Consider the following 21,173-nt stretch of genomic DNA (forward strand, 5'->3'; position numbering starts at 1 on the left):
CCAGACGAGTGGGCGGCGTAAACCCTGGTTGACCCACCATCGAGTGAAGGCGAGTGATCAACACCCGCACAATTCACCGGAATTGCCCTTCCGCCCCATGCCGAAGTGACCTGGATCACTATTAGCGTGAGTCCCCTCAGGCAATCGCGGCGAAGGGACTTTTCCATGCGGGTCGGAGTACTGACCGGAGGCGGCGACTGCCCCGGACTCAACGCCGTCATCCGGGGCATCGTCCGCAAGGGCGTGCAGGAGTACGGATACGACTTCGTCGGCTTCCGGGACGGCTGGCGGGGACCGCTCGAGAACGACACCGTTCGGCTGGACATCCCCGCCGTGCGCGGCATCCTGCCGCGCGGTGGCACCATCCTCGGCTCCTCGCGGACGAACCCGCTCAAGCAGGAGAACGGCATCCGCCGCATCAAGGAGAACCTCGCCAAGCAGGACGTCGAGGCGCTCATCGCGATCGGCGGCGAGGACACGCTCGGCGTCGCCGCGCGCCTCACCGACGAGTACGGCGTGCCCGTCGTCGGCGTACCGAAGACCATCGACAACGACCTGTCCGCCACCGACTACACCTTCGGCTTCGACACCGCCGTCGGCATCGCCACCGAGGCGATCGACCGCCTGCACACCACCGCCGAGTCGCACATGCGCGTCCTCGTCTGTGAGGTGATGGGCCGTCACGCGGGCTGGATCGCCATCCACTCGGGCCTGGCCGGCGGCGCCAACGTCATCCTCATCCCCGAACAGCGCTTCGACGTCGACCAGGTGTGCGCCTACGTGACCTCGCGCTTCAAGGCCTCGTACGCGCCGATCGTGGTCGTCGCCGAGGGCGCGATGCCCAAGGACGGCCAGATGGTCCTGAAGGACGAGTCCCTCGACTCCTTCGGCCATGTACGCCTCTCCGGGGTCGGCGAGTGGCTGGCCAAGGAGATCGAGAAGCGCACCGGCAAGGAGGCTCGCACCACGGTCCTCGGGCACATCCAGCGCGGCGGCACCCCCAGTGCCTTCGACCGCTGGCTCGCCACCCGCTTCGGACTGCACGCCATCGAGGCCGTCCGTGACGGCGACTTCGGCAAGATGGTCGCCCTGCGCGGCACGGACATCGTCCGGGTCCCGATCGCGGAGGCCACGGCCAAGCTGAAGACGGTCGACCCGAAGCTGTACGAGGAGGTCGGGGTCTTCTTCGGCTGACGCGCCCCCTCCCCGCGATCCCGTCGGCCGCACGGGCCTCCCGACACCCGTGCGGCCGGCGTCTCGACCACGGCTGCCACGACTAGGGCCTGTCCGGCCGATCATGCCGCAGACGCGGGGTCTGGCACGCACTCCCCCGAGCTCTTCGAGCAGGGGGTACCCCCAGCGGCGTTGTCGTCGGTCAACGACTCCCCCAAGTTCTCGGCTTCGCTCGAACAGGGGGGACCCCCATCGCGTCGCTTCCCTCCTCCGCCTTGCAGCTGCACGCACCAGACCCTGCTCACCGGCACTGCCAAGGCCCCGCCGCTTTTCTGCGACTTGATCGGCCGGACAGGCCCTACACGGAGGGCCGCCGCTCCGACAGCGTGCCGGCGCCCCGCAGCCCACCGACCAGCTCCCGCACGACGGCCGTCCCGTTCAGCGTCAGCACCGACTCCGGGTGGAACTGCACACCCGCGAACCCGGGCCCGCGCAGCGCGTGCACCTCACCGCCCTCGGTGCGGCTGACCTCGATGCCATGGGCCGACAGCTCGGCCGCCGTCTCCTCGTCGCAGTGCGCCACGAAGCTGTTGTAGAAACCGACGGTCTCGGCCCGCCCGAAGAGATCGATCCCCGTCTGCGCGCCCTGGTACGGGACCTCCTTGCGTACGATCTCCAGGCCCAGCTCCGCCGCGATCAGCTCGTGCCCGAGACAGACGCCGAGCACGCCGTGCCCGTGTCCCCCGATCACCTCGGCGGTGAGCTCCCGCAGGAACCGCATCTTGGGATCGTCCATGTCCGAGGGGTCGCCCGGGCCGGGGCCCAGGACCAACGGCCCCACGTGCGCCCGCACCGCCGCCCGCAGCCCCGGCTCGTCGTAGCGCCGCACGGTCACCTCGAGCCCCGAGGACCGCAGCACATGCGCGAGCATCGCCGTGAAGGTGTCCTCGGCGTCCACGACCAGCGCATGGCCCTCCAACTCACGCGCCTGCTCCTGCATCCGCAGCCAGAACGGCGCGAGCGAGGCCCGCCGCCCGTCCAGCGCCGCCCGCACCCGCGGATCGTCGGCCAGCCTCGGCCGTACGCCCTCCACGCGGGCCCCGGCCTCCACGACCCCCAGCGCCGCCAGCACCCCCGCCGCCTTCGCGTGCGTCTCGGCGACCTCGCCCGCCGGATCCGATCCCCGGACCAGGGTGGCGCCGACCGGCACCCGCAGCCGCCCGTCCGCGTCGATGTCGGCGGTCCGGATGAGGATGGGCGAGTCGAGGGTCGGGGCACCGCCCGCGTCGCGGCCGATGAGGGCCAGCGCACCCGCGTAGTAGCCCCGCCCGCCGACCTCGTGCCGCTCGATCACCCGGCACGCGTTCTGCACCGGCGACCCCGTGACGGTCGCCGCGAACATGGTCTCCTTCAGGACCTCGCGCACATCCAGCGAGGACCGGCCCCGCAGCTCGTACTCGGTGTGCGCGAGGTGAGCCATCTCCTTGAGCCGCGGACCGATCACCACGCCGCCCATGTCACCGACCGTGCACATCATCTTGAGCTCCTCGTCGACGACCATCGAGAGCTCCTCGATCTCCTTGCCGTCGGCGAGGAAGCCGAGCAGGTCGTCCGCGGAGGGCCCCTCGACCGGATAGCGGTACGTGCCGCTGATCGGGTTCATCACGACGGTCCCGCCCGACATCCGCACGTGCACCTCGGGGCTCGCGCCCACAAGCGTGCGCTCCCCGGTGTGCACGACGAACGTCCAGTACGCGCCCCGCTCACCGACCAGCAGCCGCCGGAACAGGGCCAGCGCGTCGGCCCGCCCGAACCCCGGGATCGCGCCCTCGTACGTACGCCGGATCACGAAGTTCGCGCCCTCGCCGCGCCCGATCTCCTCCTCCAGCACGCGCCCGACGATCCCCGCGTACTCCTGGTCGTCGACGTCGAAGCCCCCGCCCGTGACACGCACCTCGTGCGCCGGCAGCTCCGTCAGCGCCCGCTCCAGCGGCAGGACGTGCGTCTCCTCGGGGGTCAGCACCGCGAGCGGCGTGCCGTCGTCGCGGACGTCGAAGCCGCGCTCCCTGATCTGGCGGAAGGGGACGAGCGCGAGTCCCTGGTCGGGGAGGTCGGCGAGGCGGTCGCAGGTGCTGACCGGTCCGAGCAGCAGCTCGACGGTGTCGTGATCGTGACCGGGGGTGCGGCGCCGCAGCAGGGCGAACGGACGGGGATCGTCCAGCAGGTCGAGCAGGTGCATCGGTCCTGTTCCTTCTCTCGGATTCTCGGATTCTCGGATTCCCGAAAACTCGGAGAGGAACGGCCCGTGTCCGCAAACACCGAAGGCCGCCCCTCGGGCGGCCTTCGCGAAGTCTTGCGTACGCGCAGTCAGTGGGCCGCCGGATGAGCGGTCCACCACCAGTTCTGGGTCGAGTGCGCGAACATGCGCCGCACCTTACCCGACGTCAGGGGGCGGGCAACAGCGTGAACCGTCCGCGCCCTGCGTTCCTACTGCTCGGTCACCGGCCATGGATGGCATGGCCCAGGAAGCCCGACCGAGGAGACAACCATGTACCCAGCCCGTTCACCCCGGCCCCGCCGTGGCGGCGTCCGAACGCTCACCGTGTGCGCCGCCGCCGCGGCCCTCGCCGCCGGCCCGCCCAGCACCGCACGCGCCGCCGGGACCGACGACACCGTCAAGGTCACCTACCGCGGCCACGAGTTCACCGTCCCCGCCTCCTGGCCGATCGTGGACCTGGAGAAACATCCGGACGTCTGTGTCCGCTTCGACCGGCACGCCGTGTACCTCGGCACGCCCGGCGACCAGCAGCAGTGTCCGGCGGGGGCGAGGGGACGTACCGAGGCGTTCCTGATCCAGCCGTCCGTCGTCAAGGGCCGCACCGTCAGTGAGAACCGCACGGCCCGCACGTTCCGGGTCACCGCCGACCGGATCGCCGTGACCGCCGCGTACGCGCAGGACCGTACGAGGATCCAGGACATCCTGCGCGACGCCGGTCTCCCGGACGCTTCCGCGGGCACCGACGCGACCGCGGGCGCGCCCGCCGCGGCGCCGCTGCCCGCCGACGCGACGTCCTTCCGCGGCGAGGGCTTCGACGCCTGCACCGCGCCGGGCCAGACGGCGATGGACGCCTGGCGGGACGACTCCGACTACGGGGCCGTCGGCGTCTACATCGGCGGGGTCAACCGTGCCTGCGCCCAGAGCAGACTCACCGCCGGCTGGCTGCGGACGCAGTACGCGAACGGCTGGCGGTTCTTCCCGCTGTACGTCGGCCGCCAGCCCACCTCCGACGGGGGCAGCTGCAAAGGCGGCTGCGAGGCGATCACCGACCCCGTGCCGCAGGGCAGCGAGGCCGCCGACGACGCCGTCGAGCAGGCCACCGCGCTGGGCTTCCCCAAGGGCACGGTGATCTACGACGACCTGGAGAACTACGCCCCCGGCTCCACCGTCACCAGCCGGGTGCTGTCGTACCTCGATGCCTACACCAAGCGCCTGCACGAACTGGGTTACCGCTCCGGCGTCTACGGCAACACCTCGTCCCTGGTCACCGACCTGGTCGCCAACAAGAGGCGCGTCACCCTGCCCGACGTGCTCCACTTCGCCCGCTGGAACGGCAAGTCGACGACCACCGACTCGACGATCCCCGCGAACCTGTGGGCCGACCACCAGCGCATCCACCAGTACAAGGGCGACACGACCGAGACGCACGGCGGCGTGACGATCTCCATCGACCGCGACCGGCTCGACGTGGACTAGGGCCTGCCTGCCCGCCCGCTCCGGGCGGCCGCAAGGACCTGCCGTGCGGCCGCCCGGAGCGCGTCCCGATCGAGCGCGGTCCGTCTCAATTGATGGGCATGGGGATGGACGCCCGACACGACCCCGTAATGTTGTCAGGGTGACCGTGAACGCTAAGCCCAGCGCAAGCGCTGGCAACACCTGGCGAGACCTGCCCGCGGCGCAGCAGCCCGAGTACCCCGATGCCGAGGCTCTGCGCGATGTGATCGCGGACCTCGAGTCGTATCCGCCGCTCGTCTTCGCGGGCGAGTGCGACCAGCTGCGCGCCCGGATGGCGTCCGTCGCCAAGGGAGAGGCGTTCCTTCTCCAGGGTGGCGACTGCGCCGAGGCCTTCGACGCGGTGTCGGCCGACCACATCCGCAACAAGCTCAAGACCCTGCTCCAGATGGGCGCCGTGCTCACGTACGCCGCCTCGGTGCCGGTCGTGAAGGTCGGCCGCATCGCCGGCCAGTACTCCAAGCCGCGCTCCAAGGGGACCGAGACCCGCGACGGCGTGACCCTGCCGACGTACCGCGGTGACTCGGTCAACGGCTTCGACTTCGACGAGAAGGCCCGCATCCCGGACCCCGAGCGTCTGAAGCGGATGTACAACGCCTCCGCCTCCACGCTCAACCTGGTGCGCGCCTTCACCACCGGCGGCTACGCCGACCTGCGCCAGGTGCACGCCTGGAACCAGGACTTCGTGAAGTCCTCCCCGTCCGGGCAGCGCTACGAGCAGCTGGCGCGGGAGATCGACAACGCGATGAACTTCATGCGGGCCTGCGGGACCGACCCGGAGGAGTTCAAGACCGTCGAGTTCTACGCCTCCCACGAGGCGCTGCTCCTCGACTACGAGGCGGCGCTGACCAGGGTCGACTCGCGTACGGGCCAGCTGTACGACGTCTCGGGCCACATGGTGTGGATCGGTGAGCGCACCCGGCAGCTGGACGGCGCGCACATCGAGTTCGCCTCGCGGATCCGCAACCCGATCGGCATCAAGCTCGGCCCGACGACGACGGCCGAGGAGGCGCTCCAGTACATCGACCGCCTCGACCCGGACCGCGAGCCCGGCCGGCTGACCTTCATCGTGCGGATGGGCGCCGACAAGGTCCGCGACAAGCTCCCCGAGCTGGTCGAGAAGGTCACGGCCTCGGGCGCGGTGGTGGCCTGGGTGACCGACCCGATGCACGGCAACACCTTCGAGGCGGCCTCCGGTCACAAGACCCGCCGCTTCGACGACGTGCTCGACGAGGTCAAGGGCTTCTTCGAGGTCCACAAGGGTCTGGGCACGCACCCGGGCGGCATCCACGTCGAGCTCACCGGTGACGACGTCACCGAGTGCGTGGGCGGCGGTGACGAGATCTTCGTCGACGACCTCCACCAGCGCTACGAGACGGCCTGCGACCCGCGTCTGAACCGCAGCCAGTCCCTCGACCTGGCCTTCCTGGTCGCGGAGATGTACAGGGACCAGTGACGGGTTCGCCTGTTACACCTGAGTGAAGTGGGGCGCGGATCACATACGATCCGCGCCCCCTCCCACTTTTGCGGTCCCTGAGTGATGGGTAAGGTTAGGTTTGCCTCACCGGTAAACGGGACGGCATCAGACATCAATCCCGCCGGGAGGTGAACCGCGTGTACGTATGCAGCTGCTTCGGCGTCACCGAACAGCAGGTCAAGCAGCACGCGGAGAACGGCGCCTGCACGCCCCGCCAGATAGCCTCCGCCTCCAAGGCGGGCACGGACTGCGGCTCCTGCGTCCGCAGTATCCAGGCGATCCTCGGCCGTGGCACCTGCCCGCGCCGTGAGCTGGCCGAACAGGGCAAGCCGGTGCTGGCCGAGCTGTCCCCGGCACAGGGCCTGGAAGAAGCCGCCTAGCTCTCCGGCTGCTCGATCACCTGGGCGATGTAGAGCGCCTCGCCGAGCTTCTCCACCAGCTCCAGCTGGGTGTCCAGGTAGTCGATGTGGTGCTCCTCGTCCTCGAGGATCGACTCGAAGATGTTCGCGGACGTGATGTCGCCCTTGTTGCGCATCACCTCGATCCCGCGCTTGAGGCGGTCGATCGCCTCGACCTCCACCTGCCGGTCGGCCTGGAACATCTCGGTGACGGTCTGCCCCACCCGGACGTGGAAGAGCCGCTGGTAGTTCGGCAGGCCCTCCAGGAAGAGGATCCGGTCGGTGAGCACCTCTGCGTGCTTCATCTCGTCGAAGGACTCGTGGCGCGTGTACTTCGCGAGCTTCGTCCAGCCGAAGTTCTCCTGCATCTTCGCGTGCAGGAAGTACTGGTTGATCGCGGTCAGCTCACCGGTCAGCTGCTCGTTGAGGAATTCGATGACCTCGGGGTCGCCCTGCATCGCAGAGGCTCCTTCCAAGCGGGGGACTGGGCAGGTTGCGCCGCATCCTTGCATCGGCGTCCCGGGCCGTCCAGTAAGTGCACGCTTAGTATGAGTTGCCCGATTCCGTACTGGGCTGGTCATGTGCACTGTCCCGGGTCTGTCAGGATGGAGTCATGGGTCAGCCGGTGGGACGTGGAACGGGAGAAGCGGCACAGTCGGAGCTTCCGCCGGGGCAGCGACTGCAGCGCGGCTGGCCGGTCACGCACTACGGTCCCGTACCCAAGTTCCGTCCCGAACGCTGGGAGTTCAGGGTCTTCGGCGCCACCGCCGACGGTGAGAAGCACTGCTGGACCCACGAGGAGTTCACGGCCCTGCCGTACACCTCGGTCGTAGCCGATCTGCACTGCGTCACGAAGTTCAGCATGATCGGGGCCGAATGGGGCGGTATCCCGGCGCGCACGATCCTGGAGATCGCCCCGCCCGCGCCCACCGTCACCCATGTCATGGTCTGGGCGGAGTACGGCTTCAGCTCGAATCTGCGTCTCGACGACTTCGCCTCCGACCGCACGATCTTCGCCACCCACAAGGACGGCGAACTCCTCACCGCCGAGCACGGCTTCCCGCTCCGCCTCGTCGTCCCCCACCTCTACGCCTGGAAGGGCCCCAAGTGGGTGCGCGGCGTCGAGTACATGACGGCCGACCGCCGCGGCTTCTGGGAGGAGCGCGGCTACCACAACATAGGCGACCCCTGGCGCGAACAGCGCTACTCCTACCAGGAGGAGCCCGGGGACGGCCCCGAGCTCTGACCCGGCCCGCCTGTTCGGGCGGCGTCAGCCGTCCCTGAGTTTCTTCAGGCGCTCCACGTCCGCCGCGTGCCCCTCCTTCCCGCCCGGCGTCTCGATGACCAGGGGTACGCCCTCGGTGGCGGGGTGGGTCATCAGCGCGCGGAACGGGTCCTCGCCGATGTGACCGGAGCCGATGTTCTCGTGGCGGTCCTTGTGGGCGCCGACCACGTCCTTGGAGTCGTTGGCGTGGATCAGCTTGAGCCGGCCCGCGCCGACCGTGTCCACCAGCAGGTCGAGCGTCTGGTGCATGCCGCTCGGCCCGGTCAGGTCGTGCCCCGCCGCGTAGATGTGGCAGGTGTCGAGGCACACGCCCAGCTTCGGATGGGCGTCCAGCGCCTCGAAGTACGGCCCGAAGTCCCAGGTGCGCGAGCAGAGCGAGGCGCCCTGGCCCGCGGTCGACTCCAGGAGCAGATACGGGTCGTCGTCATGCGTCAGCTCGTCCAGCAGGGGCAGCAGATGCTCACGTACCTGCCTCAGGGCGACGGACCGCTCCCGGCCCCCGGTGGCGCTCCCCGTGTGCACGACCACGCCGAGCGCGCCGATCTCCCGGCCCCGCCGCAGCGAGTGCCGCAGCGACTCCACCGACTTCTCGACCGTCGCCTCGGTGTGCGAGCCGAAGTTGATCAGATAGGGCGCGTGGACGTACGCGGGTATCGACTCGGCGGCACAGGCCGCCCGGAACTCCTCGTCCTGGCGGGGACTGCCGACGGGCGTCGCCCAGCCGCGCGGGTTGGCGACGAAGACCTGGACGGTCTCGGCGCCCATCTCGCGTGCGTAGGTCAGGCCGACGGAGCTGAGGCCGCCGGCCACGGGGACATGGCCGCCGACGGGGTTGCGGAGCTGCTTGCTGGTCACGCCCTTCAGGGTGTCACGCGCTCCCGGACGGCCCGTCGGCGGACCTCACTGCCGTGGTCTCAGCATCGTCGTGGTCTCAGCGGATCACGATGGAGATCGTCGACCCCTTGGGCGCGGTCTCGCCGCCCTTCACCGACTGGCTCTTGACGTGGTCCCCGAACAGCCCGAGCAGCCCGCGGTCCTCGTTGACCTGGAACCCGGCGTCCTCCAGCGTCTTCTTCGCGTCGTCCACGCTGTCGCCCACCACGTCCGGCACCGAGACCATCTCGGGGCCCTTGGAGACGGTCAGCGTGACGGTGTCGCCCCCGGCGACCTGGCTGCCCGCCTTCGGCGACTGCTGGGCGATCTGGCCCTGGTCGAACTCCGAGTTGACCCGCTGGGTGGCGATCTTCACCTTCAGGCCCGCCTGCTCCAGCTCCGAGGTGGCGTCCGCGACGGACGCGCCCGTGACGTCCGCGACCTCCACCGGGCTGCCCTTGCTGACGGTGAGGGCGATGGCCGAACCGGCGTGCCGCTCCGTGCCCGCGCCCGGATCCGAACTGATCACGAAGCCCTTGAGAACGTCCTGGCTGAACTCCCGGGTGACCATGCCCGCGGCGAGCCCGTCCCCCTTCAGGACCTCCCGCGCCTTGAACAGCGCGAGTCCCGTCAGGTCGGGCACCTTCACGGTCTCCGGGCCGTTGGAGATGGTCAGCGTCACGGAGTCGTTGTCCCGGATGCGTGCGCCGGGCGCCGGGTCACTGCTGATCACAGTGCCGCGCTTCACGGTGTCGCTGTAGGCGTGCTTGACCTGCCCGACGTCGAGACCGGCCTGCTCGATCCGCGTCCTGGCCTGCGCCTCGGTCTTCGCCAGCAGCAGCGGGACCTTGGTGAACTGGCCGGAATTGATGTACCAGACGCCCGCGCCGAGCCCGAGCACCAGCACGACCGCGGCGATGATCGCGAACATTCCGCGCCGGGGCCGTGAGCCGCGGCGCGGGGGAGCGGGCGGTCCGGACTCGAACCGGCTGGTCTGCTCGAACCGACTGGTCCGGTTCACCGGGTCGCCGGCGTCGCCGCCGTCCTCGTGGCCCTCGTTCACCGGCAGCAGGCGGGGCACGGAGAGCGAGCGCGGGATCACGCTCGTACGGTCGCCCGCGTTGTCGTGCCCCACGGCGAGCGCCTGCGGGGGTATGGCGTCGAGCTGCTCGGCGGTGAGGCCGGCCCGCGCCTGGAGGACCTGGCCGAGCAGCGCCACCGCGTCGTGCGGGCGCACCTCGGGGTTGCGGGCGGTCGCCGCGGCGACCAGCTCGTCCAGGGCGTAGGGCATCGAGGGCACGGCGGCCGAGGGCGGCGGCACATCCGCGTGCAGGTGCTGGTAGAGCACCTGGGCGGGGGAGTCCCCGGAGTGCGGCTTGCCGCCGGTGAGCATCTCGTAGAGGACGACCCCGCAGGCGTAGACGTCGACGCGGGTGTCCGCGGTGCCGTGCTCGATCTGTTCGGGGGCGAGGTACGACACGGTGCCAAGGACGGCCCCCGTCGTGTTGGTGACGGTGTCCACGGCCCGGACGAGGCCGAAGTCGGCCACCTTGACCCGGCCGTCGTCCCCTATCAGGACGTTCTCCGGCTTCATGTCGCGGTGCACGAACCCGGCGCGGTGCGCGGCGCCGAGCGCGGCGAGCACCGGCTCCAGGACGTCCAGGGCGGCCCGCGGTTGCAGCGCCCCCCGCTCGCGCAGCACGTCACGCAGGGTGCAGCCGGCCACGTACTCCATGGCCAGATAGACGTACGACCCGTCCGCGCCCTGGTCGAAGACCTGCACCACGTTGGGGTGCGCGAGCCGGGCCACCGACTTGGCCTCCCGGATGAACCGCTCGACGAACGAGCCGTCGGCGGCCAGCGTCGGGTGCATCACCTTGAGCGCGAGCACGCGGTCGAGGCGGGTGTCCAGGGCCCGGTAGACCGTGGCCATCCCGCCGACCGCGATCCGTGCGTCGACGCGGTAGCGGCCGTCGAGCACTTGCCCGACAAGCGGGTCCTGAAGGGTCGTATCCACGCAGGCGAGTCTACGAGCCGCCACTGTCACCCCCACCCTTCCGGCCAATTCCGGAGCGGGACTGCAGCCGACCTGTGACGGATCTCGCACGCTTGATCGATCCGGTCCACATGTCGTGCACAGGGGATGTAAGGCAGGCTGCCCCCACCCCGCAGCCACCAACGCCGCCCCACCCCCACGGGCGAGCCCCACTTTCCAGCCGACTGGAAACGGGCGGTGCGCGGGCGGGAGAAAAAGCACACCAGCGCCGGGCGCCTAGAAAGCAGGACGCTCAGGATCCAACCGCGCCAGCCCCTCCGCAGGAGACGACGCGGAGGCGAAGTGCCGCCGAGGAATCCGCCCCGCACGCCAGGCGAGCCGCCCGGCTTCCACCGCGTGCTTCATGCCCTCGGCCATCAGCACCGGCTCCTGCGCCCGGGTCACGGCCGACGCCAGCATGACGCCCGCACACCCCAGCTCCATCGCGAACGCCGCATCCGACGCCGTACCGGCCCCCGCGTCCAAAATCACCGGCACACGCGCGTGCTCCACGATCAGCTGGAAGTTGTGCGGGTTGCGGATGCCGAGACCGGACCCGATGGGCGACCCGAGCGGCATGACCGCCGCGCACCCCACGTCCTCCAGCTTCCGCGCGAGCACGGGGTCGTCGTTGGTGTACGGCAGCACGGTGAACCCGTCGTCGACCAGCGTCTCGGCGGCGTCCAGCAACTCGATCGGATCGGGCAGCAGGGTCCGCTCGTCGGCGATGACCTCCAGCTTGATCAGCTCCGTACCGAGCGCCTCCCGCGCGAGCCGCGCGGTCAGCACGGCCTCGCCCGCGGTGAAACACCCCGCCGTGTTCGGCAGCACCCGGATGCCCAGTTTGTCGAGCACGGACAGCACCGAGCCGTGCGCCGAGGGATTCACCCGCCGCATCGCGACCGTCGTCAGCTCCGTGCCGGACGCCACGAGCGACCGCTCCAGGACGTCGAGGCTGGGCGCACCCCCCGTACCCATGATCAGCCGGGACGAGAAGGACGTACCTCCGAGGACAAACGGATCGTCGGCCATGGTTCAGCCTCCTTGGACTGCGGTGAGGACTTCGACGCGGTCTCCCTCGCAGAGGGCCGTGGACGACCACTGCGTGCGCGGGACGACGGTTTCGTTGAGCGCGGCGGCGACGCCGGAGGGTGCGACGGTGAGGGTGGCGACGAGCGTGTCGAGGGCCGTGTCGGCGGCGACGAGCCGTCGCTCTCCGTTGACGAAGATGTTCATACGGTCTGCTCCGTGAGTGCGGTGCTGAAGCGCCCGGGGGTGAAGGGGCGGGCCTCTTCCGGGAGCTCGCCGGTGGTCAGGACGTGCGCCATGGCGTCCCCGGTGACGGGCGTGAGCAGGACGCCGTTGCGGTAGTGCCCGGTGGCCAGCAGCAGCCCGTCGAGCGCGGTCGGGCCGAGCAGCGGCGCGTTGTCGGGCGACCCGGGCCGCAGGCCCGCGCGCGTCTCGGTGAGCGGCAGCTCGGTGATCCCGGGCACCAGCTCGTGGGCGTCGCGCAGCAGCTCGTAGACCCCGCCCGCGGTCACCGTCGTGTCCCAGCCCAGCTCCTCGCTGGTGGCGCCCACGACGAGCTCACCGTTCTCCCGCGGCACCAGATAGACCTGGCTGCCGCGCACCACGGCCCGCACGGTCCGGCTCAGGAACGGCGCGTACCGCTTCGGCACGGTCAGCCGCAGCACCTGACCCTTCACGGGCCGTACGGGCGGCAGCACGTCGGCGGGCACGCCCGGGAGCTTTCCGCTCAGGCTCCCGGCGGCGAGCACCACCTGCCCCGCCGCCAGCCGTTCGCCGCCCGTCGTGACGACCCCGGCGGCCCGGTCCCGTACGACGGTCAAGCGCTCCGCCCACGTCCGATGGAACTCCACTCCGGCCCGCTCGCACGCCTTGACCAGGGCTTTCGCGAGCCGGCGCGGGTCGATCTGGTGGTCGCCGTCGACCCGCAGCCCGCCGCGCACGCCCGGCGCGAGCATGGGTTCCAGACGGCGGCACTCCCGGCCGCTGAGCCACTCCGATTCGAGCCCCGAGCGGTGTTGCAAGGCATGCAGTTCGCGCAGGTGGGCCCGGTCGTCGGCGTCCATGGCGACGGCCAGCGTGCCGCACCGGCGGTAGCCGAGGTCCTGGCCGCTCGCCTCGGTGAGTTCGGCGGCGAAGTCGGGATAGCGGCGCGCGGAGGCGAGGTTCAGGCCCAGCAGGGTCTGCTCGCCGTAGTGCAGCTCGGTGACGGCGGCGAGCATTCCGGCGGCCACCCGTGCCGCCCCGCCGCCCGGCTCGGGGTCCACGACCGCGACGGTGAACCCGCGCTGCGCGGCCCGCCAGGCGGTCACGAGACCGATGATCCCGCCCCCGATGACGAGGACGTCTGACACACGTGCGTCCGATGACGGCGCATCCGAGGAACGTGCAGGTGTACGCGTAGGCGACATGGGTGTCCAGCCCCTCCCTTCGCCGGCATGACCCGGATCAGGTTCGTACGGTCGGAGGCCGCCAGCCTCCCTCTCAGCCCGGTGCGTCCGGGCTCCCGCGAGTAATCTTTTGTGCTGGGGGTCCGGGGGTCGCCCCCCGGGAGATGCAGCACGTTGGCCACCCTAGCCCGCTGCCGTATGTCTCAGTAAGGGAGCCTCCGTCCATGGCCCGTACGCTCGACGGCCTGGTCCTCGCCCCGGTCGCCGACCAGGCCCCCGGGCAGGTCGGTACGCGCACCCGGTTCACGTACCACGAGAAGGACGGCGAGATCTGGGCCGAGTACGCGGGCGGGGACGTCGCACGCGGTCACCTCGTGGGGACGCGGGAGGGCGACCGCCTCGACTTCCGGTACGTGCAGCTGAAGCACGACGGCAGCACCTCGTCGGGCCACTGCGTGTCCGTGGTCGTGGAGCTGCCCGACGGACGGTTGCGCCTGGAGGAGACCTGGGACTGGGAGTCCCAGGACGGGAGCGGTACGAGCGTTGTGGAACAGGTCACTGCGCACGTCCCCTGACTGACAGATTGTCAGTTGTCTATGGTGATCAGGTGAGCGAGCAGACGCGGGCACAGGTGCGGGCGCAGGGGCGTACGGCACGGCGGGTCGTCATCGTGGGTGCGGGCATGGCCGGCGTACAGACGGCGGTCGCCCTGCGGGAACAGGGATTCACCGGGGATGTGACGCTGATCGGCGCCGAGCCGCACCAGCCGTACGACCGGCCACCCCTGTCCAAGGCGGTACTGCTCGGCAAGGCCGAGGGCTCCGCCTTCGACATCGACTTCGAGGCGCTGGACATCGAACTGCGGCTCGGCTGCGAGGCGCTGGGCCTGCGCCCCGCGGACCACGAGCTGGACACCGAGGCAGGACCGGTGCCCTACGACGTCCTGGTCCTCGCGACCGGCGCGGAACCGATCCAGCTGCCGGGCTCGGAGGGCGTCCCCGGCGTCCATCTGCTGCGGACCCTGGACGACGCCGAGCGGCTGCGCCCCGTGCTCGCCCAGCAGCACGACATCGTGGTCGTCGGGGCGGGCTGGATCGGTGCGGAGTTCGCGACGGCGGCGCGTGAGGCCGGGTGCGCGGTCACGGTCGTCGAGGCCGCCGACCGGCCGCTGGCCGGCGCGCTGCCCGCGGAGGTGGCCGCGCCGATGACCGCCTGGTACGCGGACAGCGGCGCGTCGCTGCGCACCCACGCGCGCGTGGAGCGCGTCGAGCCCGGCGCGGTGGTCCTTGACGACGGCACGCGGGTGCCGGCGGGCGCCGTGGTCGTCGGCATCGGCGCGCGCCCCGCCACCGCCTGGCTGGCCGGCTCCGGCATCGAGCTAGGCGCCCACCGCGAAGTGGTCGCCGACAGCCACCTGCGCACCTCCGTGCCGGACATCTACGCGGTCGGCGACTGCGCCTCCTTCCCGTCGGGCCGCTACGAGGAGCGCCTCCTCGTCCACCACTGGGACAACGCCCTCCAGGCGCCGCGCACGGTCGCGGCGAACATCATCGGCGAGGCCCCGGTGGCGTACGACCCGGTCCCGTACTTCTGGTCCGAGCAGTTCGGCCGCTTCGTCCAGTATGTCGGCCATCACGCCCCCGCCGATACGACCATCTGGCGGGGCGACCCGTCGGGCGCGGCCTGGACGGTGTGCTGGCTCCGCGAGAGCCGCCTCGTCGCCCTGCTGGCCGTGGGGCGTCCCCGTGACCTGGCCCAGGGCCGCCGCCTGATCGAGGCGGGCATGCCCATGAACCCGGACATCCTGGCCGACCCGTCCCGCCCTCTGAAGGACGCCACGGCATGACCGCCCGGTTTCCGTCGCCCGGACGGCGGTCCGGGGGGCGCTCGGGTACCGAGTGTCAGTCCGGGATGGCAGGCTTGTCCCGTGACCGAGATTGACGCAAAGATCGATGCTCTCGTCCCCGCCTGGCTCACCCTCCCCGACATCGCCGAACAGCTCGGCGTCGAGGTGACCCGCGTCCGGCAGTTGGTCAAGGAGGGCCAGCTGATCGCCGTACGCCGTGGTGAGAACCGCGCGCTGCACGTCCCCGCCGCCTTCATCGACGGGGCCGAGCAGAAGGTCGTCAAGGGCCTGACCGGCACCTTGACGCTCCTGCGGGACGACGGCTTCTCCGACGAAGAGATGCTCGAGTGGCTCTTCACCCCCGACCCGAGCCTGCCCGGCACCCCCGCGCAGGCTCTGAGCGAGAATCGCGGCACGGAGGTGAAGCGCCGCGCCCAGGCGCTCGCCGTCTGATTCGAACGACCGTCCGGCGTACGGACCACGGCCGGCCCCGGACCACCCCGGCCGCCGCGGTCCGTACGCACCGCACCATGTCCGTAGGGTGCGTACGACATCCGTACGCACCGCACCACGGGGGACACACGCATGCCCGAGAACGCCGCCCGCACCCGCCTCGCCGACGCCCGCGTCTACCTCTGCACGGACGCCCGCAAGCGCCAGGGCGACCTCGCCGACTTCCTGGACGCGGTCCTGACCGGCGGCGTCGACATCGTGCAGTTGCGCGACAAGGGCATGGAGGCCGCCGAGGAACTGGAGCACCTCCAGGTCTTCGCGGACGCATGCGCCCGCCACGGCAAGCTCCTCGCGGTCAACGACCGGGCGGATGTCGCCCACGCCATCGGCGCCGACGTACTCCACCTGGGCCAGGGCGACCTCCCGGTCCCCGCCGCCCGCGCGATCCTCGGCGACGAGGTCCTCATCGGCCGCTCCACGCACGCCGAGTCCGAGGCCGCGGCCGCCGCCGTCCAGGACGGCGTGGACTACTTCTGCACCGGCCCCTGCTGGCCCACCCCCACCAAGCCCGGCCGCCACGCCCCGGGCCTCGGCCTGGTCCGGCACACGGCCTCCCTCGCCACCGACCGCCCCTGGTTCGCCATCGGCGGCATCGACCTCGGCAACCTCGACGAGGTCCTGGAGGCGGGTGCCCGCCGCGTCGTCGTCGTACGGGCGATCACCGAGGCGGCGGATCCCGGCGCGGCGGCGGAAGAGTTCGCGAAGCGGCTGCGTCAGGTGTAAGTGGCGGCTGCGTCAGGTACAGGCCGTGCCTCCCCGGGCGCGTCGACGGTCCGATCAACGATCGGACCGGTTGTCCCCACAGGTGTCCGAGGGGTGGACAAGAAGTCGACAAATCGGACAATTGGCGTCGGTTCGGTTGGGAGACCGCCGCCCCCTGACTAACCTGCGGGTATGGCCCTCGGATCTGCTTCCACCAGGACTGATCGCGCACGCACCGTGCGCGACATGCTCGCCACCGGCAAGGCGACGTACTCCTTCGAGTTCTCCGCGCCGAAAACCCCCAAGGGCGAGCGGAACCTGTGGAACGCGCTGCGCCGCGTCGAGGCCGTCGCCCCCGACTTCGTCTCCGTCACCTACGGTGCCGGTGGCTCCACCCGCGCGGGCACGGTCAAGGAGACCGAGCAGATCGTCGCCGACACCACGCTCACCCCGGTCGCCCACCTCACCGCGGTCAACCACTCCATCGCCGAACTGCGCAACATCATCGGCCAGTACGCCGACGCCGGCATCCGGAACATGCTCGCGGTCCGCGGCGACCCGCCCGGCGACCCGATGGGCGAGTGGGTCCCGCACCCCCGGGGCCTGACCTACGCCGCCGAACTCGTCCGTCTCATCAAGGAGTCCGGCGACTTCTGCGTCGGCGTCGCCGCCTTCCCCGAGATGCACCCCCGCTCCGCGGACTGGGACGTGGACGTCGCGCACTTCGTCGACAAGTGCCGGGCCGGCGCGGACTACGCGATCACCCAGATGTTCTTCCAGCCCGAGTCGTATCTGCGCCTGCGTGACCGGGTGGTGGCGGCCGGCTGTACGACACCCGTCATCCCGGAGGTCATGCCGGTGACGAGTGTGAAGATGCTGGAACGACTTCCGAAGCTCAGCAACGCTTCGTTCCCGGACGTCCTGAAAGAGCGGATCCTCACAGCCAAAGACGATCCGGCGGCTGTACGCTCCATTGGGATCGAGTTCGCGACGGAGTTCTGCGCGAGGCTGCTGGACGAGGGAGTCCCCGGACTTCACTTCATCACGCTCAACAACTCCACGGCGACGCTGGAAATCTACGAGAATCTGGGCCTGCACCACCCGCAGCAGGCCTAGACCGGTCGCACCCACGTACGACACACTGCGTAGCGGCCACTGGGAGAGGGGCGTACATGGGCTGGACGGTCCTCTATATCGCGTTCGGCATCGTCGCGCTGTGGCTGCTCGGCGAGGTCCTGCTGCAGTACAAGGCGCGGTTGCGCTGGCGCCTGCTCGCGTTCGTGGGCTTCCTCGGTGTCGTCTTCGGCGTGCTGATCCCCTCCGTGATCGTCATCGGGCTCGGCGCGGCGGCCTTCGCGGTCGGCCAGACGTACGTCACCCTGTCGTTCCGCCGCGGTTTCGCGGAGGGCTGGGCCGTGGGCAACCGGCAGGGTGCCGACAGCGGCGCCGGCAAGGGCTTCGGCAAGAGCAAGCGACGCCGCGGTGAGGACCACCAGGACCCGGCGCTGGAGGTCTCCGACCTCGAAACGGCCGAGGGAGCCGAGGCCAGGGCCGAAGGACTGGCCCCAGGCGCGGCGTATTCCCAGGGCGACGACTTCACCCGCGAGGACGACGTGTTCTCGCCCGCGCACTCCGACCGGTTCATGCCGCCCGGCTCCGGCGACCTGACGGCCGCCGAGGCCACCGCCGTGTACGAGCCCCAGCCCCTGCCCGACGACACCGGCTCCTACGGCGTCTACAGCGACACCGCCTACGCTGCCGCCACCGACCAGTCCTACGCCGCCGCGGCCCAGTCCCAGGACCAACAGGCCTACGCGTACGACGGTTACTCGACCGGGTACGACCAGCAGCAGTACGGCTACGACAACGGCCAGCAGCAGTACGCCGCCTACTCCGACCCGTACATCGGCACGCAGACCTACAGCGGCGCCTCGTACGACACGACCTACGGCGGCGGCGACCAGCAGTACACGCAGCAGCAGCAGGGCTACGGCCAGGAGCAGTACGCCACCGGCGGCTACGGCGGCGAGACCCCGGCCGGCGGCGTCTGGGTCCCGCAGCAGCGCAACACCGACGACCCCTACGGCGGCGAACTCCCGCCGGAGCAGCCCTACCCGTACCAGGGCAACGGCAACGGCAACGCCAACGGCGCCGGGTACGACGAGCAGTACCGGTACTGAAGGCCGCCCTCCCCGGGCGGCCTTCGGCGCGCCGGTGCGCTCACTGAGAGCCCCGGAACTGCGGTCCCTCCACGATCAGTCCGGACACCAGGGCGCCCGACATGCCCGCGTGCGGGAGGCCGCCGCCCGGGTGGGCCCAGCCGCCGACCACGAACAGCCCCGGCATACGGGTGGTGTTCGACGCGTGCAGCAGCCGTCCGTCCGCCGCGGCGAGCGCCGGTGCGGGGACGGCGCCGCCGTCCGCGCCCGTCTCTTCCGCGAAGTCGGCAGGAGTGCGGGCCTCGTGCCACAGCAGACGGTCGCGCAGGCCCGGTATCGCGTGCTCGGCGACACCGAGCACCCCCTGCACGTCCGCCTCGGACACCGACAGGCCCGACGGGACCGTGACGCTCAGCGTGACCGCCTCGTGCTCCGTGTCCGGTGCGAGGGCGGGGTCGTCCGGGCGTGACACCGTCACGGTGGGCGAGGAGGAGAACCCCGGAAGCTCACCGAAGAGCCGGTCCAACTCCTCCGTACGGTCCGCCGCGTGCACCACCGTTCGGTGTGCCACCCCCTCGGGACGCCTGCCGCGCAGCGCCAGCAGCACGGTCAGCCTGCTCGGTGCCCCGCGCTGCGGCGCGACCTCGTCACCGCCCCGTAGCGCCGTCCCGGGGACCAGGGCGTCGAGCGCTCCGGGCGCGACACCGGCGACCACGAAGTCGGCGTCCGCGACCTCGCCGTCGGTCAGTTCCACACCCGTCGCCCGGCCGTCCTTCTCGACGATCCGCGCGACCGGGGCCCCGAAGCGGAACTCCACCCTGCGGGCCACGCACCGCTCGTACACCGCGCGCGCCAACTCCCGTATGCCGCCGCGCACATACCAGGTGCCGAACGCGTGCTCCATGTACGGCAGTACGGCCGCGCTCGCCGGGGTGACGCGCGGATCGAGCCCGTGGGCGAGGGCGTGGCTTTCCAGCAGGGCCGTGAGGCGCGGGTCGCGCAACTCCCAGGCGCCGACCTCGGCGAGGGTCGTGGCGCGGCGGGTGCGCAGCAACTTCTTGTGCGGCACCGAGGGGTAGGGCTCGCGCTCGGCGAGCACCGACCAGTTCGGCCACAGCGGCTCCTCCAGGAGCGGCCTGCGGGTGCGGTCCCAGGCCTCGCGTGCCCGCACCAGGAAGTCGCCCCACCGTGCGCCCGCGCCCGCCCCGAGGGCCTCGTCGAGGGCGGTGACGACGCCCGCGCGCGAGGCGTTCGGCAGACCGACCTCCGTGCCCTCGGCGAAGACATGGCGCGAGGACGGGTCCACCTGGACCAGCTCGACGCACGCCTCCAGAGGCTCCTTGCCCGTCTTGACGAACAGATCGCGGTAGACCGCGGGCAGCGGGAGCAGTCCCGGGCCCGTGTCGAACACGAAGCCGTCGCGCTCGAAGCGGCGCACCGCCCCGCCGTACGTCGCCGCGCGCTCGTACACCACCACCCGGTGGCCCGCGACGGCCAGCCGGGCGGCGGCCGCCATCGCGCCCATCCCGGCGCCGATCACCGCAATCCGTCCCATGCCAGCGACTTTATCGGCCGCCACCGACAACCCGGCCCGCGGTCTCAGTCGGGTGGCTGTCCCACCCGCTCGGCCAGGCGTTTCTCCTCCCGGCGCTGGGCCCTGCGGCGCAGGAACCGGCGGATCCGTGAGATCAGGAAGAAGAGCGCCAGCAGCCCCGCGAGCAGCAGCACGCCCGCGACGATCGCCGCGGCCTCGGGGTGGAACATCGCGAACGCCAGGATTCCGGCGACCCCGAGATCCTCGGCGGTGCTCATGACGAAGTTGCTGAACGGCTCCGGCGAGGTGTTGATCGCCATCCGCGTCCCGGCCTTGACCGTGTGGCTCGCCAACGCCGTCGAACCGCCGATCGCGCCCGCCGCCAGATCGGAGAGCGAACCGCTCTGCCCGGCGAGCAGGGCCCCGACCCACGCCCCCGCCGCCGGGCGGATCACGGTGTGCACCGAGTCCCACACCGAGTCCACGTACGGGATCTTGTCGGCGACCGCCTCGCACAGGAAGAGAACGCCCGCTGTGATCAGGATCTCAGGGCGCTGAAGCGACTCCGGGACGTCGTCGCTCAGACCGGTCGCTCCGAAGATGCCGAGGAGCAGCACCACCGCGTACGCGTTGATGCCACTGGCCCAGCCGCTGGTGAAGACCAGGGGGAGTACGGACACGGACGCGATCGTAACCAGTTGACGACGGTGCGTCCTGGGCATGAGTGCGTACGACTGAGTATCCGTACCTAGTGAGTGAGATGAGTACGCGCGCGGATGGGGCCCGACCTGCGCGAAAGAGAGAGTGGAGGCACGGAAGGGGGCGCGGCTCCGGTACCGCCGACACGGGGCGGCGGAACGGTCCTCGCGCCCTTGGCCGCTCCTTCCGCCGACTTTGTCGGCGGGAGCGAGGCACGGGGGAACCCGGGGGACGACCGAACGGGGGCCCAACGGGGAGTACGGGGGAGCACG

Annotated in this window: 21 protein-coding genes and 1 riboswitch; of the genes, 11 read left to right on the forward strand and 10 right to left on the reverse strand. The window is 71.0% G+C overall.

Features of this window, described 5'->3' with window-relative positions; all coding sequences use genetic code 11:
• Window positions 1-165: 165 nt before the first annotated feature.
• On the forward strand, window positions 166-1,194 hold the full coding sequence (locus tag KVT44_RS41425) for a 6-phosphofructokinase (RefSeq protein ID WP_099923098.1): 1,029 nt from the start codon (window positions 166-168) through the stop codon (window positions 1,192-1,194).
• A 337-nt stretch (window positions 1,195-1,531) separates the two neighbouring features.
• Here the strand turns inward: KVT44_RS41425 and KVT44_RS41430 are convergent, their stop codons facing one another.
• Both KVT44_RS41430 and KVT44_RS61195 read right to left on the reverse strand, forming a co-directional pair.
• Entirely contained in the window at window positions 1,532-3,412 is a 1,881-nt protein-coding gene (locus KVT44_RS41430; protein ID WP_217573035.1) for an anthranilate synthase family protein, read from the reverse strand.
• A gap of 128 nt (window positions 3,413-3,540) precedes the next feature.
• Window positions 3,541-3,597, reverse strand: coding sequence for a trp operon leader peptide (locus KVT44_RS61195; RefSeq protein WP_071528813.1), 57 nt, complete (start codon window positions 3,595-3,597; stop codon window positions 3,541-3,543).
• A 124-nt stretch (window positions 3,598-3,721) separates the two neighbouring features.
• Here KVT44_RS61195 and KVT44_RS41440 point away from each other — a divergent pair, with 124 nt between their 5' ends.
• The 3 genes from KVT44_RS41440 to KVT44_RS41450 all read left to right on the forward strand — a co-directional run bounded on the left by KVT44_RS41440 (window position 3,722) and on the right by KVT44_RS41450 (window position 6,820).
• Window positions 3,722-4,927 carry a glycoside hydrolase domain-containing protein gene (locus tag KVT44_RS41440; protein ID WP_217573037.1) on the forward strand — a complete coding sequence of 402 codons (1,206 nt, stop codon included), beginning with the start codon at window positions 3,722-3,724 and terminating at the stop codon, window positions 4,925-4,927.
• Window positions 4,928-5,066: 139 nt separating this feature from the next.
• Window positions 5,067-6,419: a class II 3-deoxy-7-phosphoheptulonate synthase gene (locus tag KVT44_RS41445; RefSeq protein ID WP_054231523.1), complete on the forward strand. Its 1,353-nt coding sequence runs from the start codon at window positions 5,067-5,069 to the stop codon at window positions 6,417-6,419.
• 149 nt (window positions 6,420-6,568) lie between these two features.
• Complete coding sequence (locus KVT44_RS41450; protein WP_099923102.1) at window positions 6,569-6,820, forward strand: bacterioferritin-associated ferredoxin; 252 nt, start codon at window positions 6,569-6,571, stop codon at window positions 6,818-6,820.
• Here KVT44_RS41450 and bfr read toward each other — a convergent pair.
• Window positions 6,817-7,296, reverse strand: a complete 480-nt coding sequence (gene bfr, locus KVT44_RS41455) for a bacterioferritin (RefSeq protein WP_054231521.1) — start codon at window positions 7,294-7,296, stop codon at window positions 6,817-6,819. The two genes, KVT44_RS41450 and bfr, sit on opposite strands and share 4 nt — an antisense overlap.
• A 155-nt stretch (window positions 7,297-7,451) precedes the next feature.
• Between bfr and KVT44_RS41460 the strand changes: the two genes are divergently transcribed.
• Window positions 7,452-8,084, forward strand: coding sequence for a sulfite oxidase-like oxidoreductase (locus KVT44_RS41460; RefSeq protein ID WP_075026414.1), 633 nt, complete (start codon window positions 7,452-7,454; stop codon window positions 8,082-8,084).
• 24 nt (window positions 8,085-8,108) lie between these two features.
• Here the strand turns inward: KVT44_RS41460 and KVT44_RS41465 are convergent, their stop codons facing one another.
• The 5 genes from KVT44_RS41465 to thiO all read right to left on the reverse strand — a co-directional run bounded on the left by KVT44_RS41465 (window position 8,109) and on the right by thiO (window position 13,469).
• Entirely contained in the window at window positions 8,109-8,978 is an 870-nt protein-coding gene (locus KVT44_RS41465) for a deoxyribonuclease IV (protein WP_217573039.1), read from the reverse strand.
• Between the two features lie 76 nt (window positions 8,979-9,054).
• Complete coding sequence (pknB, locus tag KVT44_RS41470; protein ID WP_308314249.1) at window positions 9,055-11,013, reverse strand: Stk1 family PASTA domain-containing Ser/Thr kinase; 1,959 nt, start codon at window positions 11,011-11,013, stop codon at window positions 9,055-9,057.
• Window positions 11,014-11,268: 255 nt separating this feature from the next.
• Entirely contained in the window at window positions 11,269-12,063 is a 795-nt protein-coding gene (locus tag KVT44_RS41475; RefSeq protein WP_054231517.1) for a thiazole synthase, read from the reverse strand.
• Between the two features lie 3 nt (window positions 12,064-12,066).
• On the reverse strand, window positions 12,067-12,267 hold the full coding sequence (gene thiS, locus KVT44_RS41480; protein ID WP_099923104.1) for a sulfur carrier protein ThiS: 201 nt from the start codon (window positions 12,265-12,267) through the stop codon (window positions 12,067-12,069).
• A complete protein-coding gene (gene thiO / locus KVT44_RS41485; RefSeq protein ID WP_217573043.1) occupies window positions 12,264-13,469 on the reverse strand; it encodes a glycine oxidase ThiO in 1,206 nt (401 codons plus the stop codon). The genes thiS and thiO overlap by 4 nt, the downstream gene beginning before the upstream one ends.
• Window positions 13,467-13,578: riboswitch (TPP riboswitch) on the reverse strand. (Overlaps the previous gene by 3 nt.)
• A 94-nt stretch (window positions 13,579-13,672) precedes the next feature.
• On the opposite strand from thiO, the gene KVT44_RS41490 reads away from it, so the two are divergent.
• The 6 genes from KVT44_RS41490 to KVT44_RS41515 all read left to right on the forward strand — a co-directional run bounded on the left by KVT44_RS41490 (window position 13,673) and on the right by KVT44_RS41515 (window position 18,689).
• The gene (locus KVT44_RS41490) at window positions 13,673-14,023 is read left to right on the forward strand and encodes a hypothetical protein (RefSeq protein WP_217573045.1); all 351 of its coding nucleotides are present in this window, start codon (window positions 13,673-13,675) and stop codon (window positions 14,021-14,023) included.
• 32 nt (window positions 14,024-14,055) lie between these two features.
• Complete coding sequence (locus KVT44_RS41495) at window positions 14,056-15,294, forward strand: NAD(P)/FAD-dependent oxidoreductase (RefSeq protein ID WP_099923106.1); 1,239 nt, start codon at window positions 14,056-14,058, stop codon at window positions 15,292-15,294.
• Between the two features lie 81 nt (window positions 15,295-15,375).
• On the forward strand, window positions 15,376-15,747 hold the full coding sequence (locus tag KVT44_RS41500) for an Rv2175c family DNA-binding protein (protein ID WP_099923107.1): 372 nt from the start codon (window positions 15,376-15,378) through the stop codon (window positions 15,745-15,747).
• A gap of 132 nt (window positions 15,748-15,879) precedes the next feature.
• Entirely contained in the window at window positions 15,880-16,530 is a 651-nt protein-coding gene (gene thiE / locus KVT44_RS41505; protein ID WP_190170167.1) for a thiamine phosphate synthase, read from the forward strand.
• A gap of 171 nt (window positions 16,531-16,701) precedes the next feature.
• Window positions 16,702-17,625 carry a methylenetetrahydrofolate reductase [NAD(P)H] gene (gene metF / locus KVT44_RS41510; RefSeq protein ID WP_075026407.1) on the forward strand — a complete coding sequence of 308 codons (924 nt, stop codon included), beginning with the start codon at window positions 16,702-16,704 and terminating at the stop codon, window positions 17,623-17,625.
• A gap of 56 nt (window positions 17,626-17,681) precedes the next feature.
• A complete protein-coding gene (locus KVT44_RS41515; protein ID WP_217573046.1) occupies window positions 17,682-18,689 on the forward strand; it encodes a hypothetical protein in 1,008 nt (335 codons plus the stop codon).
• Window positions 18,690-18,729: 40 nt separating this feature from the next.
• Here KVT44_RS41515 and KVT44_RS41520 read toward each other — a convergent pair whose 3' ends face one another.
• Together KVT44_RS41520 and KVT44_RS41525 are read right to left on the reverse strand one after the other, a co-directional pair.
• Window positions 18,730-20,223 (reverse strand): NAD(P)/FAD-dependent oxidoreductase, encoded by a 1,494-nt coding sequence (locus tag KVT44_RS41520; protein ID WP_217573048.1) that lies wholly within the window; start codon window positions 20,221-20,223, stop codon window positions 18,730-18,732.
• A 44-nt stretch (window positions 20,224-20,267) separates the two neighbouring features.
• Window positions 20,268-20,882, reverse strand: a complete 615-nt coding sequence (locus tag KVT44_RS41525; RefSeq protein WP_217573050.1) for a DUF4126 domain-containing protein — start codon at window positions 20,880-20,882, stop codon at window positions 20,268-20,270.
• Between the last annotated feature and the right edge of the window lie 291 nt (window positions 20,883-21,173).

The sequence above is a fragment of the Streptomyces sp. GbtcB7 genome (assembly GCF_019091445.1).
In the GTDB taxonomy this organism is placed as follows: domain Bacteria; phylum Actinomycetota; class Actinomycetes; order Streptomycetales; family Streptomycetaceae; genus Streptomyces; species Streptomyces mirabilis.